This is a genomic window from Rhizobium sp. NRK18 (assembly GCF_024385575.1).
GTDB lineage: Bacteria > Pseudomonadota > Alphaproteobacteria > Rhizobiales > Rhizobiaceae > JANFMV01.
On sequence record NZ_JANFMV010000001.1, the window covers coordinates 2,091,314 to 2,107,294 of the forward strand.

The following is a 15,981-nucleotide window of genomic DNA, read 5'->3' on the forward strand; positions in this document are numbered from 1 at the left end:
GGCGATGCAATCCGTCATGGATTGTCGTTCTTGGTGACCTTGCGCGCGACCCAGGAATAGCTGTCGGTGACGACATGGACCGGCGCTTCGACGATCTTCTTGAAATCCTTGCCGCTGGGGAGAATTTTCTTGATTCGCGTCATCGCACGGGCGGCGAAGCCTGGATCTTCCTCTTCCGGCGGCATCGGCACGACGACCGGAGCAGGGGCTGCCGGCGGCGTGTCGCCTGCCTGCGGGGCGGCCTGAGAGCCTGCGCTCGCAACCGCGTCTGCCTTTGGTTCCGGCGCCGGCGTCGGAACGGGAACCTGTGACGGCAGAGCCGTTGCGGTCTGCTGCTTAGGCGTTGCGCCCGGCACGGCAGGTTTTTGAGTGGTCGCGGCCGGTGCTGCTTCGGAACTGGCCTTGGCGGCGGCAGCGGCTGCCTGCATGGAGCCGGGTTCGTCCGCCTGGCAGACTGCAATCACCATCGGGAATTCGGCGTCGGAATAGCCGTCGAGGATATTCGCCGTGTCCTGATCGCAGGCGGCCACCGTCGTCCATTGCTGGTTCGCCGTGGCGATGTAGTTGCACTTGGTGGCGGTGTCGTCACATCCAAGGATGGTCATGATCACCAATGCTGCAGGTTGCATGACTGCCGACCTTTTTTCTTTGGTTGCCGTGTTGCTATTGCTTATAGGGGAGACATTGCCGCAAAACCAAGGCGGGCAATGTAAAATCTGGAATCATATTTGGCCGTTAAGCCAGCGGGAATCACGACGTGCAGATAACGATAGCAACCGAACCGCCGCGTCAGGCGGACATCCTGCGCCTCATCGCGCTGTCGGACGCCTACATGGCGTCTCTCTATCCGCCGGAGAGCAACCATCTTCTCGACATCGCGACGCTGGAGCGTCCGAAGGTGACCTTCCTTGTGGCGCGGGGAGACGGGAAGGTGCTCGGCTGCGGCGGATATGTCGCCCATGACGGTTACGGCGAAATCAAGCGCATGTTCGTCGACCCGGACGCCCGCGGATTGAAGATCGGCGTCCGCTTGCTGGAAACAATCGAGCGACTGGCAATCGAGGCGGGGCTGCCGGTTCTGAGGCTCGAAACCGGCATCCACCAGCCGGAAGCGATCGGGCTCTACCGTCGCTTCGGCTATGTCGAGATCGAGCCCTTTGCGGACTATTCCCCTGATCCGCTGAGCCTGTTCATGGAAAAGAGGCTGTCCTGACGTCCGGCCTGGGCTCCGGCATCAGATATCCAGATTGTCGGCGAACTCGGCCCGCTCCTGAATGAAGCGGAAACGGGCCTCCGGCTTCGTTCCCATCAGGCTGTCAACCGCATCGCGCGTGCCCTCGAAATCCACCTCGTCGATGTCGACGCGCAGCAGCGTGCGCTTCTCCGGATCCATGGTGGTTTCCTTGAGCTGTCCCGGTAGCATTTCGCCAAGACCCTTGAAGCGGCCGATTTCGACCTTCTTGCCCTTGAAAACCGTCTCCATGAGCTCAGCGCGGTGCGCATCGTCGCGCGCATAAAGCGTCTTGCCGCCTTGCGACAGACGGTAGAGCGGCGGCACGGCGAGGAACAGGTGGCCCTGACGGATGAGCTCCGGCATTTCCTGATAGAAGAACGTGATCAGCAGGGAGGCGATATGCGCGCCGTCGACGTCGGCATCGGTCATGACGATGATGCGTTCGTAGCGCAGGTCCTCTTCCCGGTATTTCGACCGTGTGCCGCAGCCGAGTGCCTGGATGAGATCGGCCAGCTGCTGGTTGGCGGTCAGCTTCTCGCGACCGGCGCTGGCGACGTTGAGGATCTTGCCGCGCAAAGGCAGGATCGCCTGATTGGCGCGGTTGCGCGCCTGCTTGGCGGAGCCACCGGCAGAATCGCCTTCGACGATGAACAGTTCGGCGCCCTGGGCGACGTTCTGCGAGCAGTCGGCAAGCTTGCCCGGCAGGCGCAGTTTGCGCACGGCCGTCTTGCGATTGACCTCGCGTTCCTTGCGGCGGCGAAGACGCTCCTCGGCACGTTCGATCACCCAGTCGAGCAGCTTTTCGGCTTCGGCCGGATTGTCGGTCAGGAAGTGGTCGAAGGGATCGCGCAGGACGTTTTCGACGATGCGCTGCGCCTCGATCGTCGCCAGCCTGTCCTTTGTCTGGCCGACGAATTCCGGCTCGCGGATGAAGACCGAGAGCATGCCGACGGCGGAGATCATCACGTCGTCCGTGGTGATCTGGGCGGCGCGCTTGTTCTGCGTCAGTTCGGCGTAGTTCTTCAGGCCACGCAGCAGCGCCATGCGGAGACCCGCCTCGTGCGTGCCGCCTTCGGGTGTCGGGATGGTGTTGCAATAGGAATGCAGCTGCGCGTCGCCGCCGTACCAGGTGACCGCCCATTCGACCGCGCCGTGACCGCCGGTCTTTTCCGTCTTGCCGGCAAAGATTTCGCGGGTGACGGTGAAGTCTTTGCCGAGCGTCGCCTTCAGATAGTCCTTCAGGCCGTCTGGGAAGTGGAACACCGCCTTGTCGGGGATGTCCGAGCCTTCCGGCAGCACACCGGGGTCGCAGGCCCAGCGGATCTCCACGCCGCCGAAGAGATAGGCCTTCGAGCGGGCCATGCGGAAGATGCGGGCCGGATCGAACTTCGCGGCCGCTCCGAAAATCTCTGCGTCGGGATGAAACCGGACCCTCGTACCGCGCCGATTGTGCACGTCACCGAGGTCTTCGATGCCGCCGAGCGGCACGCCTCTGGAGAAGCGCTGGCGATAGAGACGCCGGTTGCGTGCCACTTCGACCTCGAGACTGTCGGACAGCGCGTTGACGACCGAGACGCCGACGCCATGCAGACCGCCGGAAGTCTCGTAGGCCTTGCCGTCGAACTTGCCACCTGCGTGCAGCTTGGTGAGGATGACTTCGAGCGTCGACTTGCCCGGCACCTGCGGATGGTTCTCGACAGGAATACCGCGGCCGTTGTCGGTCACCGTCAGGAAGCCTTCCGCATCGAGGTGGACCTCGATGAAATTGGCATGTCCGGCGACGGCTTCGTCCATCGAGTTGTCGATGACTTCGGCGAACAGATGGTGCAGCGCCTTTTCGTCCGTGCCGCCGATATACATGCCCGGGCGCATACGCACCGGCTCGAGACCCTCCAGAACGCGGATGGCGGAGGCGTCGTAGTTGTCGGACGAGGCGCTGACAGGCACGGGAGCGGGCGGCGCGGCCGGTGCAGGGCGCGGCTTCACTTCCGCTGCCTTGGGGGCAGGCGGGATTGCCTCGTCGCTTCTGGCCGGTGTTCCGGGTGCGAGGGTCGAAAAGAGATCGTTGCTGTCGTCCATATGACCGTTCGAATTCCAGGCTCTGTCTGTGAGAGAAGCACCCGCATCCCATATTTCAGTCGCATTTTGCAACTCGGATGCGAATCAACTCAATTCTGCCAGAAAGCGCGGATGCGCGCGATTCCCGGCACGTTTTTCGTTCAAGGTTTGCTTTCGCGCGGACCCGATGGCAAGGCAATAAGGGGTAGGGAGCGCGGCTGCATGCCAATGTCCACAGTTCATTTCATTCTTCGGGCCGGTGTCGGCATCCTGCTGGCGCTTTCGGCCGAAACGGCCATGGCCGCCGATCTCGTCGGACCCTACAAGGACACGCTCTTTTCTGATCAAGCCGTGCTCGAAAGCCGCGACAATGGCGATTTCCGCGTGATCGACTATCAGGAAATGCGCGACATCAACGGTCGCGACCGCATACCCGAACGCTATGTGAAGTCCGAATACCAGTCTCTCGGCGTTAGACGCAAGCAGGTCATGGAAACACTCGATCTTGGCAACATCAAGCTCGATGTCGGACGGGTGGGGCCGGACGGCGGCCAGCGGTTCACGGTGATCTTCATCCATGGCCGGGGCGGCGACCGGCGGCTCGGAATGAACGACAACTCCTTCGGCGGCAATTTCAATCGCCTGAAGAACCTCGCCGACCGCAACGGTGGCACATATTACGCTCCGAGCATTCCTGTCTTCGATCAGTCCGGCGTCGATCGCGTCACGGCGCTCATAGACTATGCCAAGAAGCGGGCCCCCGCATCGCCGGTCATCCTCAGCTGCGCCTCGATGGGGAGCTTTCTCTGCTGGGCGGTCGCCAAGGATCCGACGTCCGTTTCCGAATTGAAAGGCATGGCCATCCTCGGTGGCGCGACCGACCCCGATTTTTCAAAGAGCGTGGCCTACACGTCGAAGCTGCCGATCTATTTCACCCATGGCGGCAATGATCCGGTCTATGCGGCGAAGGATCAGGTCGCACTCTACGAGGCGCTGCACGGCAAGGGGTATCCGACGCGCTTCGATCTGTTCAACACGGGCTCGCATGGCACGCCGGTTCGCATGAGTGACTGGAAACGCATCCTCAACTGGCTCGTCACCGCGCGGTGACGTGGGATTTTTCGCGCCTTGGTGGTGAAACGCGAAAGAAATTTGCAAATTTGGCGAAAAATTTAAAGCAAACCGCTTTCCTCAGCTTTGCATTCCGGGCCGGCTCCTTTAATAAGTTTGATGATGGAGTTGGGTGCGGACGGATGCCCGTCTCCGGTTGAAGAAGAGGGAAGGGCGGGGCCTCTCATTCACCAGGCATCAGCTGCGCTGAAACCCTTCGGATCGATGGCGCAGCGCCTGTCCTGGCATCATGTTGTTACTGCCCCACAAATTTAAGGATGGTATTTGCGGATGACCCCGAATGTCCGACCGCTTGTTGCGGGTAACTGGAAGATGAATGGAACGCGCGCTTCGCTTGACCAGATCAAGGCGATCGCAGCCGGCGTGAACACGCCGCTGTCCGACAAGGTCGACAGCCTGATCTGCCCGCCGGCGACACTGCTTTATGTCGCGACCTCGCTGGCGACCGACAGTCCGCTGGCGATCGGGTCGCAGGATTGCCACCAGAACGTTTCAGGCGCCCATACCGGCGATATTTCCGCCGAAATGGTCGCGGACTGCTTCGGCACCCATGCGATCGTCGGCCATTCCGAGCGCCGCACGGACCATGCCGAAACCGATCATCTCGTCTGCGCAAAGGCAGAGGCGGCCTATGGCGCCGGTCTGACAGCGATCATCTGCATCGGCGAAACGCAGGCCGAACGCGAAGCCGGCCAGACGCTCGACATCCTCAAGCGTCAGCTCTCCGGCTCGGTGCCGGCAAGTGCGACCGCCGAAAACACGGTGATTGCCTATGAGCCGGTCTGGGCGATCGGCAGCGGCCTTACTCCGACGCTCGGCGACGTTGCCGAGGCGCACGCCTTCATGCGAGCCGAACTGACGGCGCGCTTTGGCGCGGAAGGCATGTCGATGCGCATTCTCTATGGCGGTTCGGTGAAGCCAGGCAACGCCAAGGAGCTGATGGGGGTCGCCAATGTCGACGGTGCGCTGATCGGCGGCGCCAGCTTGAAAGCCAGTGACTTCCTCGCCATATGGTCGGTCTATGAGGAACTCACCGCCTGAAATGCGGCAATAGACCGCGTCAAAGGGCTTGGAATGCGAGCGCGGCTCATGTAAAGAGCCGCAATCCAATCATTTCGTATGCCCGAGACCATTCGCGGGCAGGACCGGAAAATCATGCAGACTGTTCTTATCGTAATCCATCTGATGATCGTGCTCGCGCTGGTCGGGCTGGTGCTGATACAGCGTTCCGAAGGCGGCGGCCTCGGCATCGGTGGTGGCTCCGGCTTCATGTCGGCCCGCGGCACGGCCAATGCGCTGACCCGCACGACCGCCATTCTCGCGACGCTGTTCTTCATCACGTCGCTGGGCATGAGCATCCTGGCCCGCTATCAGGGCGATCCGACCGACATTCTCGACCGCATTCCGCAGTCGACCTCGACGGATGGCACCGGGAACGGCGCCGGCGTTCTCGACAAGCTGGGTGGTTCGGTCAACAGCCAGACGCCTGCCGCCAACGGCACGACGCAGGCTCCGGCCGCCACTGCGCCGGCAACGACGGCTCCGTCGACCACAGCTCCGGCTGCGGGCGCTGAAACGCCTGCGCAGGGCTCCACAGCCCCGGCACAGACCCCTCCGGCCGATAATTCGGGCGTCCCGACCGGTCAGTAAGGGCCAGTCACCAGCATCACTCTCCGGCAGGTCAATGACCTGCCGGTTTTCTTTTGTGCGTATTTTGCTTGTCCACCTAAAATTTCGGGAAGCGGAATTTAGGGGCTAGCGGAATCAGTTTTGAAACGGTATCCGGTGAATCCCATGGCGCGATATGTATTCATCACCGGCGGCGTGGTTTCCTCCCTTGGTAAGGGAATTGCGGCCGCAGCTCTTGGAGCACTCCTGCAGGCCCGTGGCTACAGAGTCAGGCTTCGCAAACTCGACCCCTATCTCAACGTCGATCCAGGCACCATGAGCCCGACCCAGCATGGGGAAGTGTTCGTGACCGACGACGGCGCGGAGACGGACCTCGATCTCGGTCACTACGAACGCTTTACCGGCCGTTCGGCGACCAAGACCGACAACATCACCACGGGTCGCATCTACAAGAACATCATCGACAAGGAACGGCGCGGCGACTATCTCGGCGCGACGGTGCAGGTCATTCCCCACGTCACCAACGAGATCAAGGACTTCGTTCTCGAAGGCAATGACGACTATGATTTCGTCCTGTGCGAAATCGGCGGCACTGTGGGCGACATCGAGGCGATGCCGTTCATGGAGGCGATCCGCCAGCTCGGCAACGATCTGCCGCGTGGCACTGCCGTCTACGTTCACCTGACTCTGATGCCGTATATTCCGGCAGCCGGCGAACTGAAGACCAAGCCGACACAGCATTCGGTGAAGGAACTGCAGGCGCTGGGCATCCATCCGGACATCCTGCTGGTGCGTGCGGACCGGGAGATCCCGGAAGCGGAACGCCGCAAGCTGTCGCTGTTCTGCAACGTTCGCCCGTCCGCCGTTATCCAGGCGCTCGACGTCGCCAATATCTACGACGTGCCGATGGCCTATCATCGCGAAGGCCTCGACAACGAGGTTCTGGCCGCATTCGGCATCGAACCGGCACCGAAGCCGCGCATGGCGGCGTGGGAGCAGGTCGCCGACCGCATCCACAATCCGGAAGGCGAAGTGACCATTGCCGTCGTCGGCAAGTACACGGAGCTCAAGGACGCCTACAAGTCACTGATCGAGGCGCTGCACCATGGCGGCATCGCCAATCAGGTGAAGGTCAACATCGAGTGGATCGAATCCTCGATCTTCGAGGAAAAGGACCCGGCGCCCTTTCTCGAGAAGGTGCATGGTATTCTGGTTCCCGGCGGCTTCGGCGAGCGCGGGTCGGAAGGCAAGATCCAGGCGGCCAAGTTCGCCCGCGAGCGCAAGGTGCCGTATTTCGGCATCTGCTTCGGCATGCAGATGGCCGTTGTCGAGGCGGCCCGGCATCTGGCCGGCATCGAGAAGGCATCGTCGACCGAATTCGGCCCGACATCGGAACCGGTGGTCGGCCTGATGACGGAATGGATGCGCGGCAATCAGCTGGAAAAGCGGTCTACCTCCGGCGACCTCGGCGGCACGATGCGCCTCGGCGCCTATCGCGCGGCGCTCAAGAAGGGCTCCAAGATCGCCGACATCTACGGCTCGACGGAGATTTCCGAGCGCCATCGTCACCGTTATGAGGTCAATGCCGAATACAAGGACCGGCTGGAAAGCTGCGGTCTGGAATTCGCCGGCATGTCGCCTGACGGCCTGCTGCCGGAAACGGTCGAGTATCCGGACCATCCGTGGTTCATCGGCGTCCAGTATCATCCGGAACTGAAGAGCCGGCCGCTGGAACCGCATCCGCTGTTTGCAAGCTTCGTCGAGGCGGCGCTGGAGCAGAGCCGCCTGGTCTGAAGCCGCGACGGTCGCGGACGCACAACAATATTACAAAACCCGGCTCAAAAGGCCGGGTTTTTCATTGTCAGGCAAGTTCAGGACGGAGAAGGATGACCGGGCAGGGGGCGGCGGCAGGAAGTTCCGGCGCATGCGGTGGACGGACGATCAGGCAGTCGGCCTCGGCAAAAACCTTCATCATCGACGAATCCTGCTTGCCGAAGGGCTCGGCCAACAGATGGCCGCTGCTGTCCCTGATGAGTCGCGCGCGCATGTAGTCCTGGCGCTGGCCGTTGGCCGGGAGCGAGCTTGCCGAGAGGACGGTCGCCTTGCGGTGGAGCGCCGGCAGGTGGGCGAGCTTTCGGATCAGCGGCTCGGCAAAAAGCAGCGCGCAGACGAGGCTCGATGCGGGGTTGCCGGGGAGACCCAGCACCTGCATTGCACCCAGCCGGCCAACCATCAGCGGCTTGCCGGGGCGCATGGCGATCTTCCAGAAGTCGAGCTCCATGCCGCAATTCTTCAGGGTCTTCTGCACGAGATCGTGGTCGCCGACCGAGGCGCCGCCGAGCGTCACCAGGACATCCGCATTGGCGGCCTGCGCCTGACCGATGGCAGCGGCGATCGCCGCCTCGTCGTCCGGGACAATTCCCAGATCGAGGATGTCCGCACCGGCGCCGCGCAATAGTGCACCGACGCCGAAGGTATTGGAGGCGATGATCTGGCTCGGGCCGGGCGTCGAGCCGGGTGTCAGCAGTTCGTCACCGGTGGCAAGGATGGCGACCACCGGCTTGCGGAAAACGGTCAGCCGGTCGTGGTTCATTGCGGCTGCGACCGTCAGCTTGGTGAAGTCCAGCGCCGTGCCACGTTGAAGAATGACCTCGCCCTCGGTGAAATCCTGACCGCGGGGACGGACATGCCGTCCCTCTTCGGGCTGGAAATTGGCGCGGATACGTCCTTCACCGGTGATCTCGGCATCTTCCTGGATCAGCACGGTATCGGCACCGGCGGGCACAGGTGCGCCGGTAAAGATGCGCACTGCCTCGTTCTTGCCGAGCTCGCCGTCGAAGGCGTGGCCGGCCGAGGATGTACCGATTACGGAGAGCTCTGTGCCGATTGCCTTGATGTCTTCGGCCCTTACGGCATAGCCGTCCATGGCGGAGGCGTCGAAGGGCGGTTGGGTCAGGCGGGCCGCGAGATCGTTCGCCAGAACGCGTCCGCTTGCCATATCGAGAGGAAGTGCTTCCGTTGCCGTGACGGCGCTCGCCGCACGCAGAAGGCGTTCAAGGGCATCTTCGACCGGGAGCAGGCTCATGTCATCAGGCCTTCTGGTTGCGGAAGTGACCGGACTTGCCGCCTGTCTTTTCCATCAGACGGATTCCGCCGATCTCCATTTCCTTGTCGGCCGCCTTGGCCATGTCGTAGATCGTCAGGCAGGTCACGGAGACGGCCGTCAGCGCTTCCATCTCCACACCGGTCTTTCCAGTCAGCTTGGCGGTTGCAGTGACGCGCAGACCGGGCAGGCCGTAATCTTCGACGATGTCGACGGTGACTTTGGTCAGCATCAGCGGATGGCAGAGCGGTATCAGATTGGCTGTCTGCTTGGCGGCCATGATGCCGGCGATGCGCGCCGTGCCGATCACGTCGCCCTTCTTGGCGTTGCCCTCTGCGATCAGCGCCAGTGTTTCCGCACGCATGCGGACATAGCCTTCGGCAACAGCGACACGCTCGGTCTCGGCCTTGCTGCCGACATCGACCATGTGCGCTTCGCCGGACGCGCCGATGTGGGTCAGGCCGGCCTTCTCGGCCGTCATTCGGCTGCCATCGCGCCCGAGGCACCGTTCAGCAGGAGCCGGGTCGCCGCGGTGACGTCGTCCTGCCGCATCAGGCTTTCGCCAACGAGGAAGGTCGAGATGCCGGCAGCCTTCAGCCGCTCGCAATCGGCATGCGTGAATATCCCGCTTTCGCCGACGAGCAGGCGGTCGTCCGGCACCATCGGCGCCAGCGCCTCGCTGACGGTCAGGCTGACCTCAAAGGTGCGCAGGTTGCGGTTGTTTATGCCGACGAGCGGGGAGGAGAGCCGGAGTGCTCTTTCCATCTCGGGCGCGTCATGGACCTCGATGAGAACATCCATTCCGAGGCCAAGGGCCTCGTCTTCCAGACGCCGCGCGTCATCGTCCGAGAGCGACGCCATGATCAACAGAATGCAATCGGCGCCCCAGGCGCGCGCTTCATGGACCTGATAGGTTTCGAACATGAAATCCTTGCGCAGCGCCGGCAGCGCGCAGGCTTCTCTGGCCTTCGTCAGGAATTCCGGCGCACCCTGGAAGCTTGGTGTATCCGTGAGGACGGACAGACAGGCCGCACCACCGTCTTCGTAAGCCCTGGCTAAGGCCGGGGGATCGAAGTCGGGACGGATCAGGCCCTTGGACGGGCTTGCCTTCTTGATCTCGGCGATGAGGCCGAAGGTGCCATCTGCCTTGCGGGCGGCAAGCGCCTTGTAGAAGCCGCGCGGTGGCGCCTGGTCGGCAGCCATGGCCTTCAGCTCCGCAAGCGGCACGGCCGATTCCGCCGCGGCGATCTCGTCGCGCTTGTAGGCCTCGATCTTGCGCAGAATGTCGGTCATGTCTCTAGCCTATCCTCATTCGCCGCTGTTGGAAACGGCGACCAGCTTTTCGAGCGCAGACGATGCGCCGCCGTCTTCGAGCGAATGCGTAGCGATCTTCATGGCATCGGCCAGCGTCTCGCCCTTGCCGGCGACGACCAGCGCGGCCGCGGCATTGCAGAGCGCGACATCGCGATAGGCGTTCTTCTTGCCCATCAGCACCTCGCGCAGCGCCTTGGCGTTGGCAATGCCGTCGCCGCCCTTGAGATCGGCGAGTGCCGCCGGCGCGACGCCGAAATCCTTGGGGGTCAGCTCGAATTCGCGGATCTTGCCGTCTTCCAGCGCCACGACATTGGTGACACCGGTCGTGGTGATTTCATCCATGCCGTCGCCGAACACCGTCCAGACCGTCGTCGAGCCCATGTCTTTCAGCGATTCCGTCAGCGGGCGCAGCCATTGCGGCGCGAAGACGCCGAGCAGCTGGTGCTTCACGCCGGCCGGGTTGGAGAGGGGGCCGAGAAGGTTGAAGATCGTCCGCGTGCCTAGCTCAACCCGTGTCGGGCCGACATAGCGCATGGCGGAATGATGCAGCTGGGCGAACATGAAACCGATGCCGGCATCCGCGATGCAGCGGGCGATGATCTCCGGGCCGATATCCAGCTTGACGCCGAGTGCCGACAGGCTGTCGGCCGCCCCGGACTTGGAGCTCAGCGCCTTGTTGCCGTGCTTGGCGACAGGAACGCCGGCGCCCGCCGTGATGATCGCGGCGAGCGTCGAAATGTTGTAGGTGCCGGTGCCGTCGCCGCCCGTGCCGACGATATCGACGGCATTGGCCGGCGCTTCGACGGTCAGCATCTTGGAGCGCATGGTGGTAACCGCGCCGACGATCTCGTCGATCGTCTCGCCACGCACCCTGAGCGCCATCAGGAAGCCGCCGATCTGCGACGGCGTTGCCTCGCCCGACATCAGGATATCGAAGGCCTGACGGGCTTCCTCGCGGTTCAGGGCGTCGCCGGCGGCCGCCTTGGCGATAAAGGGTTTGAGTTCTGCCATCGCCTGAAAGCTCCCCTTGTTCCGGATTACCGGACCAGCGCCTGTTCGGCGAGCTGCTGATTGATCGATACGCCGTACTTCGCCTGCAGCTCACTCACCATCTCGTCGAGGATGTCGTCGCCGGCGGCCTTAGCCATCTGGTCGATCGTCTGGTCCTGGTTGTCGAGTGCGGTCGTCGCGGGCTTCGGATCATCCGCGGTGACCTTCAGGAGGACCTGATTGCTGCCGTCGCTGGTCGCGCCGGTGGCAACCGTCCCCACGGGGCCGGAGAAGGCTTCCTGGATGGCAGAGGAACCGATGATCGCATCGTTGGAATGGCGGGTCAGGCCGGTCTTCTGCTCGACGGCAATCTTTAGCTCGTCGGCGATCGCCTGCAGCGTCTCGCCCTTTTCGACGCGCTGCTTGAGCTTTTCCGCCAGCGCCCCGAGGGCCTCCCGCTGCTGCTCTTCGGTCCAGTCCTGTGTCGCCTGGGCCTTCACCTCGTCGAGGGTACGGTCACGATCCGGCGTGATATCGGTGACCTCATACCAGAGATAGCCGTTGCGACCGACGTTGATCGGCAGGTTTTCCACGCCGACATCCGTCTGGAATGCTTCGGAGACCAGATCCTTGCCGGTCGGCACATCTGCGATCGGCTTGCCGTCCGGTCCATTGCCGTCGGCATCGATCGCGTCGATGGTGACGACCTTCAGGCCGAGTTCCTTGGCCGCATCGGCCAGCGACGAGCCGCCGCCGCGAAGGTCTTCGTAGCGGTCATGAACCGACTGGATTTCGTCGAGCGCGTTGTTCAGCGCCAGGTCCTTGCGAACCTGATCCTTCACTTCGTCGAGGGTCTTGGTCACCGCCGGCTTGATATCCTTGACGCGCAGGATCACCGGACCGAATGCGCCCTTGACGACACCGGAGGTCGCGCCGTCCGTGTCGAGAGCGAAGGCGGCATCGGCAATCGCCGCATCCGGAACCCGATCCTTGGTGAAGGTGCCGAGCGTGACGTCATTTTCCGTCTTGCCCTGTTCCTTGATCAGATCATCAAAGCTCTTGCCGTCCTGGAGTTCCTTGGCGGCGGCCTCGGCCTTGGCCTCGTCGGCAAAGGTCAGCTGCTCGATCGTCCGGCTGGCGGCGGTCGTATAGCGGTCCTTGTGCGCCTCGTAATCCTGCTTGACGGCATCGTCGGTGACGGCGCTCGGATCGGCGATGTCGGACGGCTCCAGCTTGACATAGGCGATCTTGCGGAATTCCGGCGCATGGTAGCGGGCCTTGACGGTGTCAAACCACTTCTGCAGCACGTCGTCCGCAGGCGCCTTGATCGGCTCGATATTGGCATCGGTCAGAAGCAGGTAATCGACCGAGCGGGTCTCGTATCGATACTGCTTGAGCGCGTCGATCAGCACCGGCGGCGGCGTGAAGCCGCTGCCCACGGCGTCGATGATCTGGCTGCGGACGGCGACATTGCTGCGCTCGTTGATGTAGTCCTGTTCGCGGATGCCGGCATTGCGGAGCAGCGCGGTGAACTGCTGCCGGTCGAAAGAGCCGTTCAGCGACTTGAAGGCCGGATCGTCGGCAATCAAGCCGGCGAGGCGATCCTGCGAAAGGCCGAGGTCCATGTCGTCAGCGAGCTGGTCGAGAGCCGCGCCGGCGGAAAGCTGTGCGTAGACCTGACGGTCGACGCCGAAGGCCTTGGCCTGCTCCAGCGTCAACTGCGTGCCGAACTGCCGGCTGAGGGCCGCCATCTGGCGCTGAAACGCGAAGTGCAGGTCGGAGACCGAGACCTTCTGGTCGCCGACGGTGATGACCGTGTTCGATGTCGGTGCAAGCAGCGAGGTCGAGACGCCCCATATGCCGAACGAGCCCACCAGCACGATCATCAGCAGTTTCGCCAACCATGTCTGCGACGCGCGTCTCAGTAACTGGAACATCCGGTGTCTTCCTCGTCATACAATGCTGCACCCGTTTGCTTTTTCGGGCACAGGAAACATTTTTGTGAACGTTCCTTAAAGCAAAGCGCGGCGGAAATGAAGGCGGCGGGCGGTGAAAAAAGGGCCTCGGCGACCGACAATCAGACAAGCCTTTCGCACCGTCTGCATGGTGCCGTTGGACAGCGGTCGTCGTTGTGCCCTAAATGATCGCAAAAGGAGACATCATGACCTGTCCGTCTTACACGATCCACAGCCGGAACTGTCATTGCGGCTGGAACAACGCCTTTCCGCCAGCCCATACGGCGGAACCGGGCCAGACGCTGACATTCGAATGCAAGGACGCCTCCGGCGGATACTACACCGCGGACAGCACCTCGGCCGATGTCGGCGGACAGGACCCGGCGACCATCAATCCCGTCACGGGGCCGATCATCGTCGATGGCGCCAAGCCCGGCGACGTGCTGAAGATCACGCTCGAGAGTTTCGCGCCGAGCGGCTTCGGCTGGACGGCAATCATTCCGGGCTTCGGGCTTCTCGCTGACCAGTTCCAGGATGCCCGCCTGCACCTGTGGAACTACGAGCGGGACCTGACGGTGCCGGCGATGTTCGGCAACCATGCCCGCGTGCCGCTGAAACCCTTCACCGGCACGATCGGCGTGGCGCCCGCCGAGCCCGGAACGCACTCGGTCATCCCGCCGCGCCGGGTCGGCGGCAACATGGATATCCGCGACCTGTCGGCCGGTTCCGTGCTCTATCTGCCGGTGGAGGTGGAGGGTGCGTTGCTGTCGATCGGCGATACGCATGCCGCGCAGGGCGACGGCGAGGTGTGTGGTACGGCGATCGAGAGCGCGATGTCCGTCACCGTCAAGATCGACCTGATCAAGGACCAGCCTCTACGCTTTCCGCGGTTCGAAACTGCAGGTCCGGTGACGCGCCATATCGATTGCGCCGGCTATGATGTCACCACCGGAATAGGACCCGATCTGATGACGGCATGCCGCGATGCCGTGTCCGGCATGATCGACCTTCTGGGGCGGAGCCGGAAGATGAGCGCCGAGGATGCCTACATGCTCTGCTCGGTTTGTGGGGACTTGCGAATTTCCGAGATCGTGGATGCGCCGAACTGGGTCGTCTCGTTCTACGTCCCGCGCGCTGTTTTCGCCTGAAACAACCAAACGGCCCGGAAACCGGGCCGTTCGCGTCTCGTCAGTGTGCCATGATCAGCTTGGACCTCAGCGATCCTGAGGGCTCGCGATCAAAGATCTGCGCGATATTGGGATTGCGCAGCGGCGTGCCGCTGTCGTCGACCACGATGTTCTGCTCCGACACGTAGGCCACGTATTCGGACTCATCGTTTTCCGCCAACAGATGGTAGAAGGGCTGGTCCTTGCGCGGCCGGATTTCGGCCGGAATGGAATTCCACCATTCTTCCGAATTGGCGAATTCGGGATCGACGTCGAAGATAACGCCCCGGAAGGGAAATATCCGGTGACGCACGACATCTCCGATATTGTACTTGGCGTTTTGGATCTTCATGGGCTTTGTCCTTTCCCTCAAATATTTGGGTTGGACAGGCCATGATATCAAGGGTCTGGCGCCTGACACCGCCGTGAGATCACGATCTCCTGTTGAAAAGCGCGGCCGGTGCGGTCGCCAGCATCACGCCGCCCGTCACCAGCACGATTCCGTAGGCATGATAGGTCTCGAAGGTCTCGCCAAGAAACAGGACGGCCATGACGATCGAGATCGGCGGCATCATGTAGAGAGTGATGCCGGCGATAGCCGGACCGAAGACGTGGACCGTGTGCTGGAAGCAGTAGAAGGCGGCGAGCGAGGCGAAGAAGATGATGCCGGCAAGCTTGAGGAAATCGCTGCCGGAATCCGGCAGATTGCCGCCCGCCACGGTTTCGATGATCGCCGGCGGCAGCAGCACGATCGCACCGGATGTGGCGATCAGCCCGAAGAGCGTCAGCGGCTTGACGGTCCGCACGGCCGGATGGCGCAACAGCAGCGAGTAGACCGCAAACGAGATCGCCGCGCCAAGAATGCCGAGATCGCCGATGTTGAACTGCATGTGGAGCAGGGCCTGCGGCTCGCCTTTGAGGACGATGGCGACGACACCGGCGAAGGCGACGACCATGCCGGCCAGTTCGCGGCTGCTGATCTTGCCGCCGGCAAACAGCCACTGGAACAGGATGATGAACAGCGATGAGGTGGTGTAGATCAGCGTCGCGTTGGAGGCCGTCGTTCTTGTGAGCGACCAATAGACGAAGCCGCCGCAGATGCCCATTCCGAGAATGCCGAGCAGCAGCCAGAGGCCGACATGGCCGCGCACGAATGCGATCGCCGCGCGTCGGTCGGCCAGCATGAAGGGCAGCATGATCAGCGCCGATCCGGCCCAGCGGATGAAGGCCGTGATGAACGGCGCAATGTCGCCGATGATCCCGCGGCCGAAGATCAGATTGCTCGAAAAGAAGATCGGCACGGCGACGAAGATGGCCCAGGCGAGAAGGCCGGGCGATTGTCTGTTGTTCTGGTCGAAAGGCGACATCGGTGAGCTGGTGCTGGTCCGTGATCGGGAAAGG

Annotated in this window: 15 protein-coding genes; 6 read left to right on the forward strand and 9 right to left on the reverse strand. The window is 62.7% G+C overall.

Features of this window, described 5'->3' with window-relative positions; translation table 11 throughout:
* Positions 1-14: 14 nt before the first annotated feature.
* Positions 15-605, reverse strand: coding sequence for a hypothetical protein (locus tag NN662_RS09690; RefSeq protein WP_261930068.1), 591 nt, complete (start codon positions 603-605; stop codon positions 15-17).
* 152 nt (positions 606-757) lie between these two features.
* On the opposite strand from NN662_RS09690, the gene NN662_RS09695 reads away from it, so the two are divergent.
* Complete coding sequence (locus tag NN662_RS09695) at positions 758-1,213, forward strand: GNAT family N-acetyltransferase (protein ID WP_261930069.1); 456 nt, start codon at positions 758-760, stop codon at positions 1,211-1,213.
* 21 nt (positions 1,214-1,234) lie between these two features.
* Here NN662_RS09695 and parE read toward each other — a convergent pair whose 3' ends face one another.
* Positions 1,235-3,313, reverse strand: a complete 2,079-nt coding sequence (gene parE, locus NN662_RS09700) for a DNA topoisomerase IV subunit B (protein WP_261930070.1) — start codon at positions 3,311-3,313, stop codon at positions 1,235-1,237.
* 201 nt (positions 3,314-3,514) lie between these two features.
* Here parE and NN662_RS09705 point away from each other — a divergent pair, with 201 nt between their 5' ends.
* The 4 genes from NN662_RS09705 to NN662_RS09720 all read left to right on the forward strand — a co-directional run bounded on the left by NN662_RS09705 (position 3,515) and on the right by NN662_RS09720 (position 7,846).
* Positions 3,515-4,402 (forward strand): dienelactone hydrolase family protein, encoded by an 888-nt coding sequence (locus tag NN662_RS09705; RefSeq protein WP_261930071.1) that lies wholly within the window; start codon positions 3,515-3,517, stop codon positions 4,400-4,402.
* A 291-nt stretch (positions 4,403-4,693) separates the two neighbouring features.
* Complete coding sequence (tpiA, locus tag NN662_RS09710; RefSeq protein ID WP_261930072.1) at positions 4,694-5,464, forward strand: triose-phosphate isomerase; 771 nt, start codon at positions 4,694-4,696, stop codon at positions 5,462-5,464.
* 114 nt (positions 5,465-5,578) lie between these two features.
* A complete protein-coding gene (gene secG, locus NN662_RS09715; RefSeq protein WP_261930073.1) occupies positions 5,579-6,073 on the forward strand; it encodes a preprotein translocase subunit SecG in 495 nt (164 codons plus the stop codon).
* Positions 6,074-6,208: 135 nt separating this feature from the next.
* A complete protein-coding gene (locus NN662_RS09720; RefSeq protein ID WP_315972611.1) occupies positions 6,209-7,846 on the forward strand; it encodes a CTP synthase in 1,638 nt (545 codons plus the stop codon).
* A gap of 67 nt (positions 7,847-7,913) precedes the next feature.
* On the opposite strand, the gene glp is transcribed toward NN662_RS09720, so the two are convergent.
* Genes glp through NN662_RS09745 form a run of 5 tightly spaced genes read right to left on the reverse strand, consistent with a single transcriptional unit; the run spans position 7,914 to position 13,396 of the window.
* On the reverse strand, positions 7,914-9,137 hold the full coding sequence (gene glp, locus NN662_RS09725) for a gephyrin-like molybdotransferase Glp (RefSeq protein WP_261930075.1): 1,224 nt from the start codon (positions 9,135-9,137) through the stop codon (positions 7,914-7,916).
* Positions 9,138-9,141: 4 nt separating this feature from the next.
* Positions 9,142-9,636, reverse strand: coding sequence for a cyclic pyranopterin monophosphate synthase MoaC (gene moaC, locus NN662_RS09730; RefSeq protein ID WP_261930076.1), 495 nt, complete (start codon positions 9,634-9,636; stop codon positions 9,142-9,144).
* Positions 9,633-10,448, reverse strand: a complete 816-nt coding sequence (gene trpC, locus NN662_RS09735; RefSeq protein WP_261930077.1) for an indole-3-glycerol phosphate synthase TrpC — start codon at positions 10,446-10,448, stop codon at positions 9,633-9,635. Before trpC ends, moaC begins: the two co-directional genes overlap by 4 nt.
* A 15-nt stretch (positions 10,449-10,463) precedes the next feature.
* Positions 10,464-11,480: an anthranilate phosphoribosyltransferase gene (trpD, locus tag NN662_RS09740; RefSeq protein WP_261930078.1), complete on the reverse strand. Its 1,017-nt coding sequence runs from the start codon at positions 11,478-11,480 to the stop codon at positions 10,464-10,466.
* A 26-nt stretch (positions 11,481-11,506) separates the two neighbouring features.
* Complete coding sequence (locus tag NN662_RS09745) at positions 11,507-13,396, reverse strand: peptidyl-prolyl cis-trans isomerase (protein WP_261930079.1); 1,890 nt, start codon at positions 13,394-13,396, stop codon at positions 11,507-11,509.
* A gap of 224 nt (positions 13,397-13,620) precedes the next feature.
* Between NN662_RS09745 and NN662_RS09750 the strand changes: the two genes are divergently transcribed.
* Positions 13,621-14,562, forward strand: coding sequence for an acetamidase/formamidase family protein (locus tag NN662_RS09750; RefSeq protein WP_261930080.1), 942 nt, complete (start codon positions 13,621-13,623; stop codon positions 14,560-14,562).
* 40 nt (positions 14,563-14,602) lie between these two features.
* On the opposite strand, the gene hspQ is transcribed toward NN662_RS09750, so the two are convergent.
* Positions 14,603-14,932 (reverse strand): heat shock protein HspQ, encoded by a 330-nt coding sequence (gene hspQ / locus NN662_RS09755; protein WP_261930081.1) that lies wholly within the window; start codon positions 14,930-14,932, stop codon positions 14,603-14,605.
* A gap of 79 nt (positions 14,933-15,011) precedes the next feature.
* Positions 15,012-15,947: a DMT family transporter gene (locus NN662_RS09760; RefSeq protein ID WP_261930082.1), complete on the reverse strand. Its 936-nt coding sequence runs from the start codon at positions 15,945-15,947 to the stop codon at positions 15,012-15,014.
* Positions 15,948-15,981 lie beyond the last annotated feature (34 nt).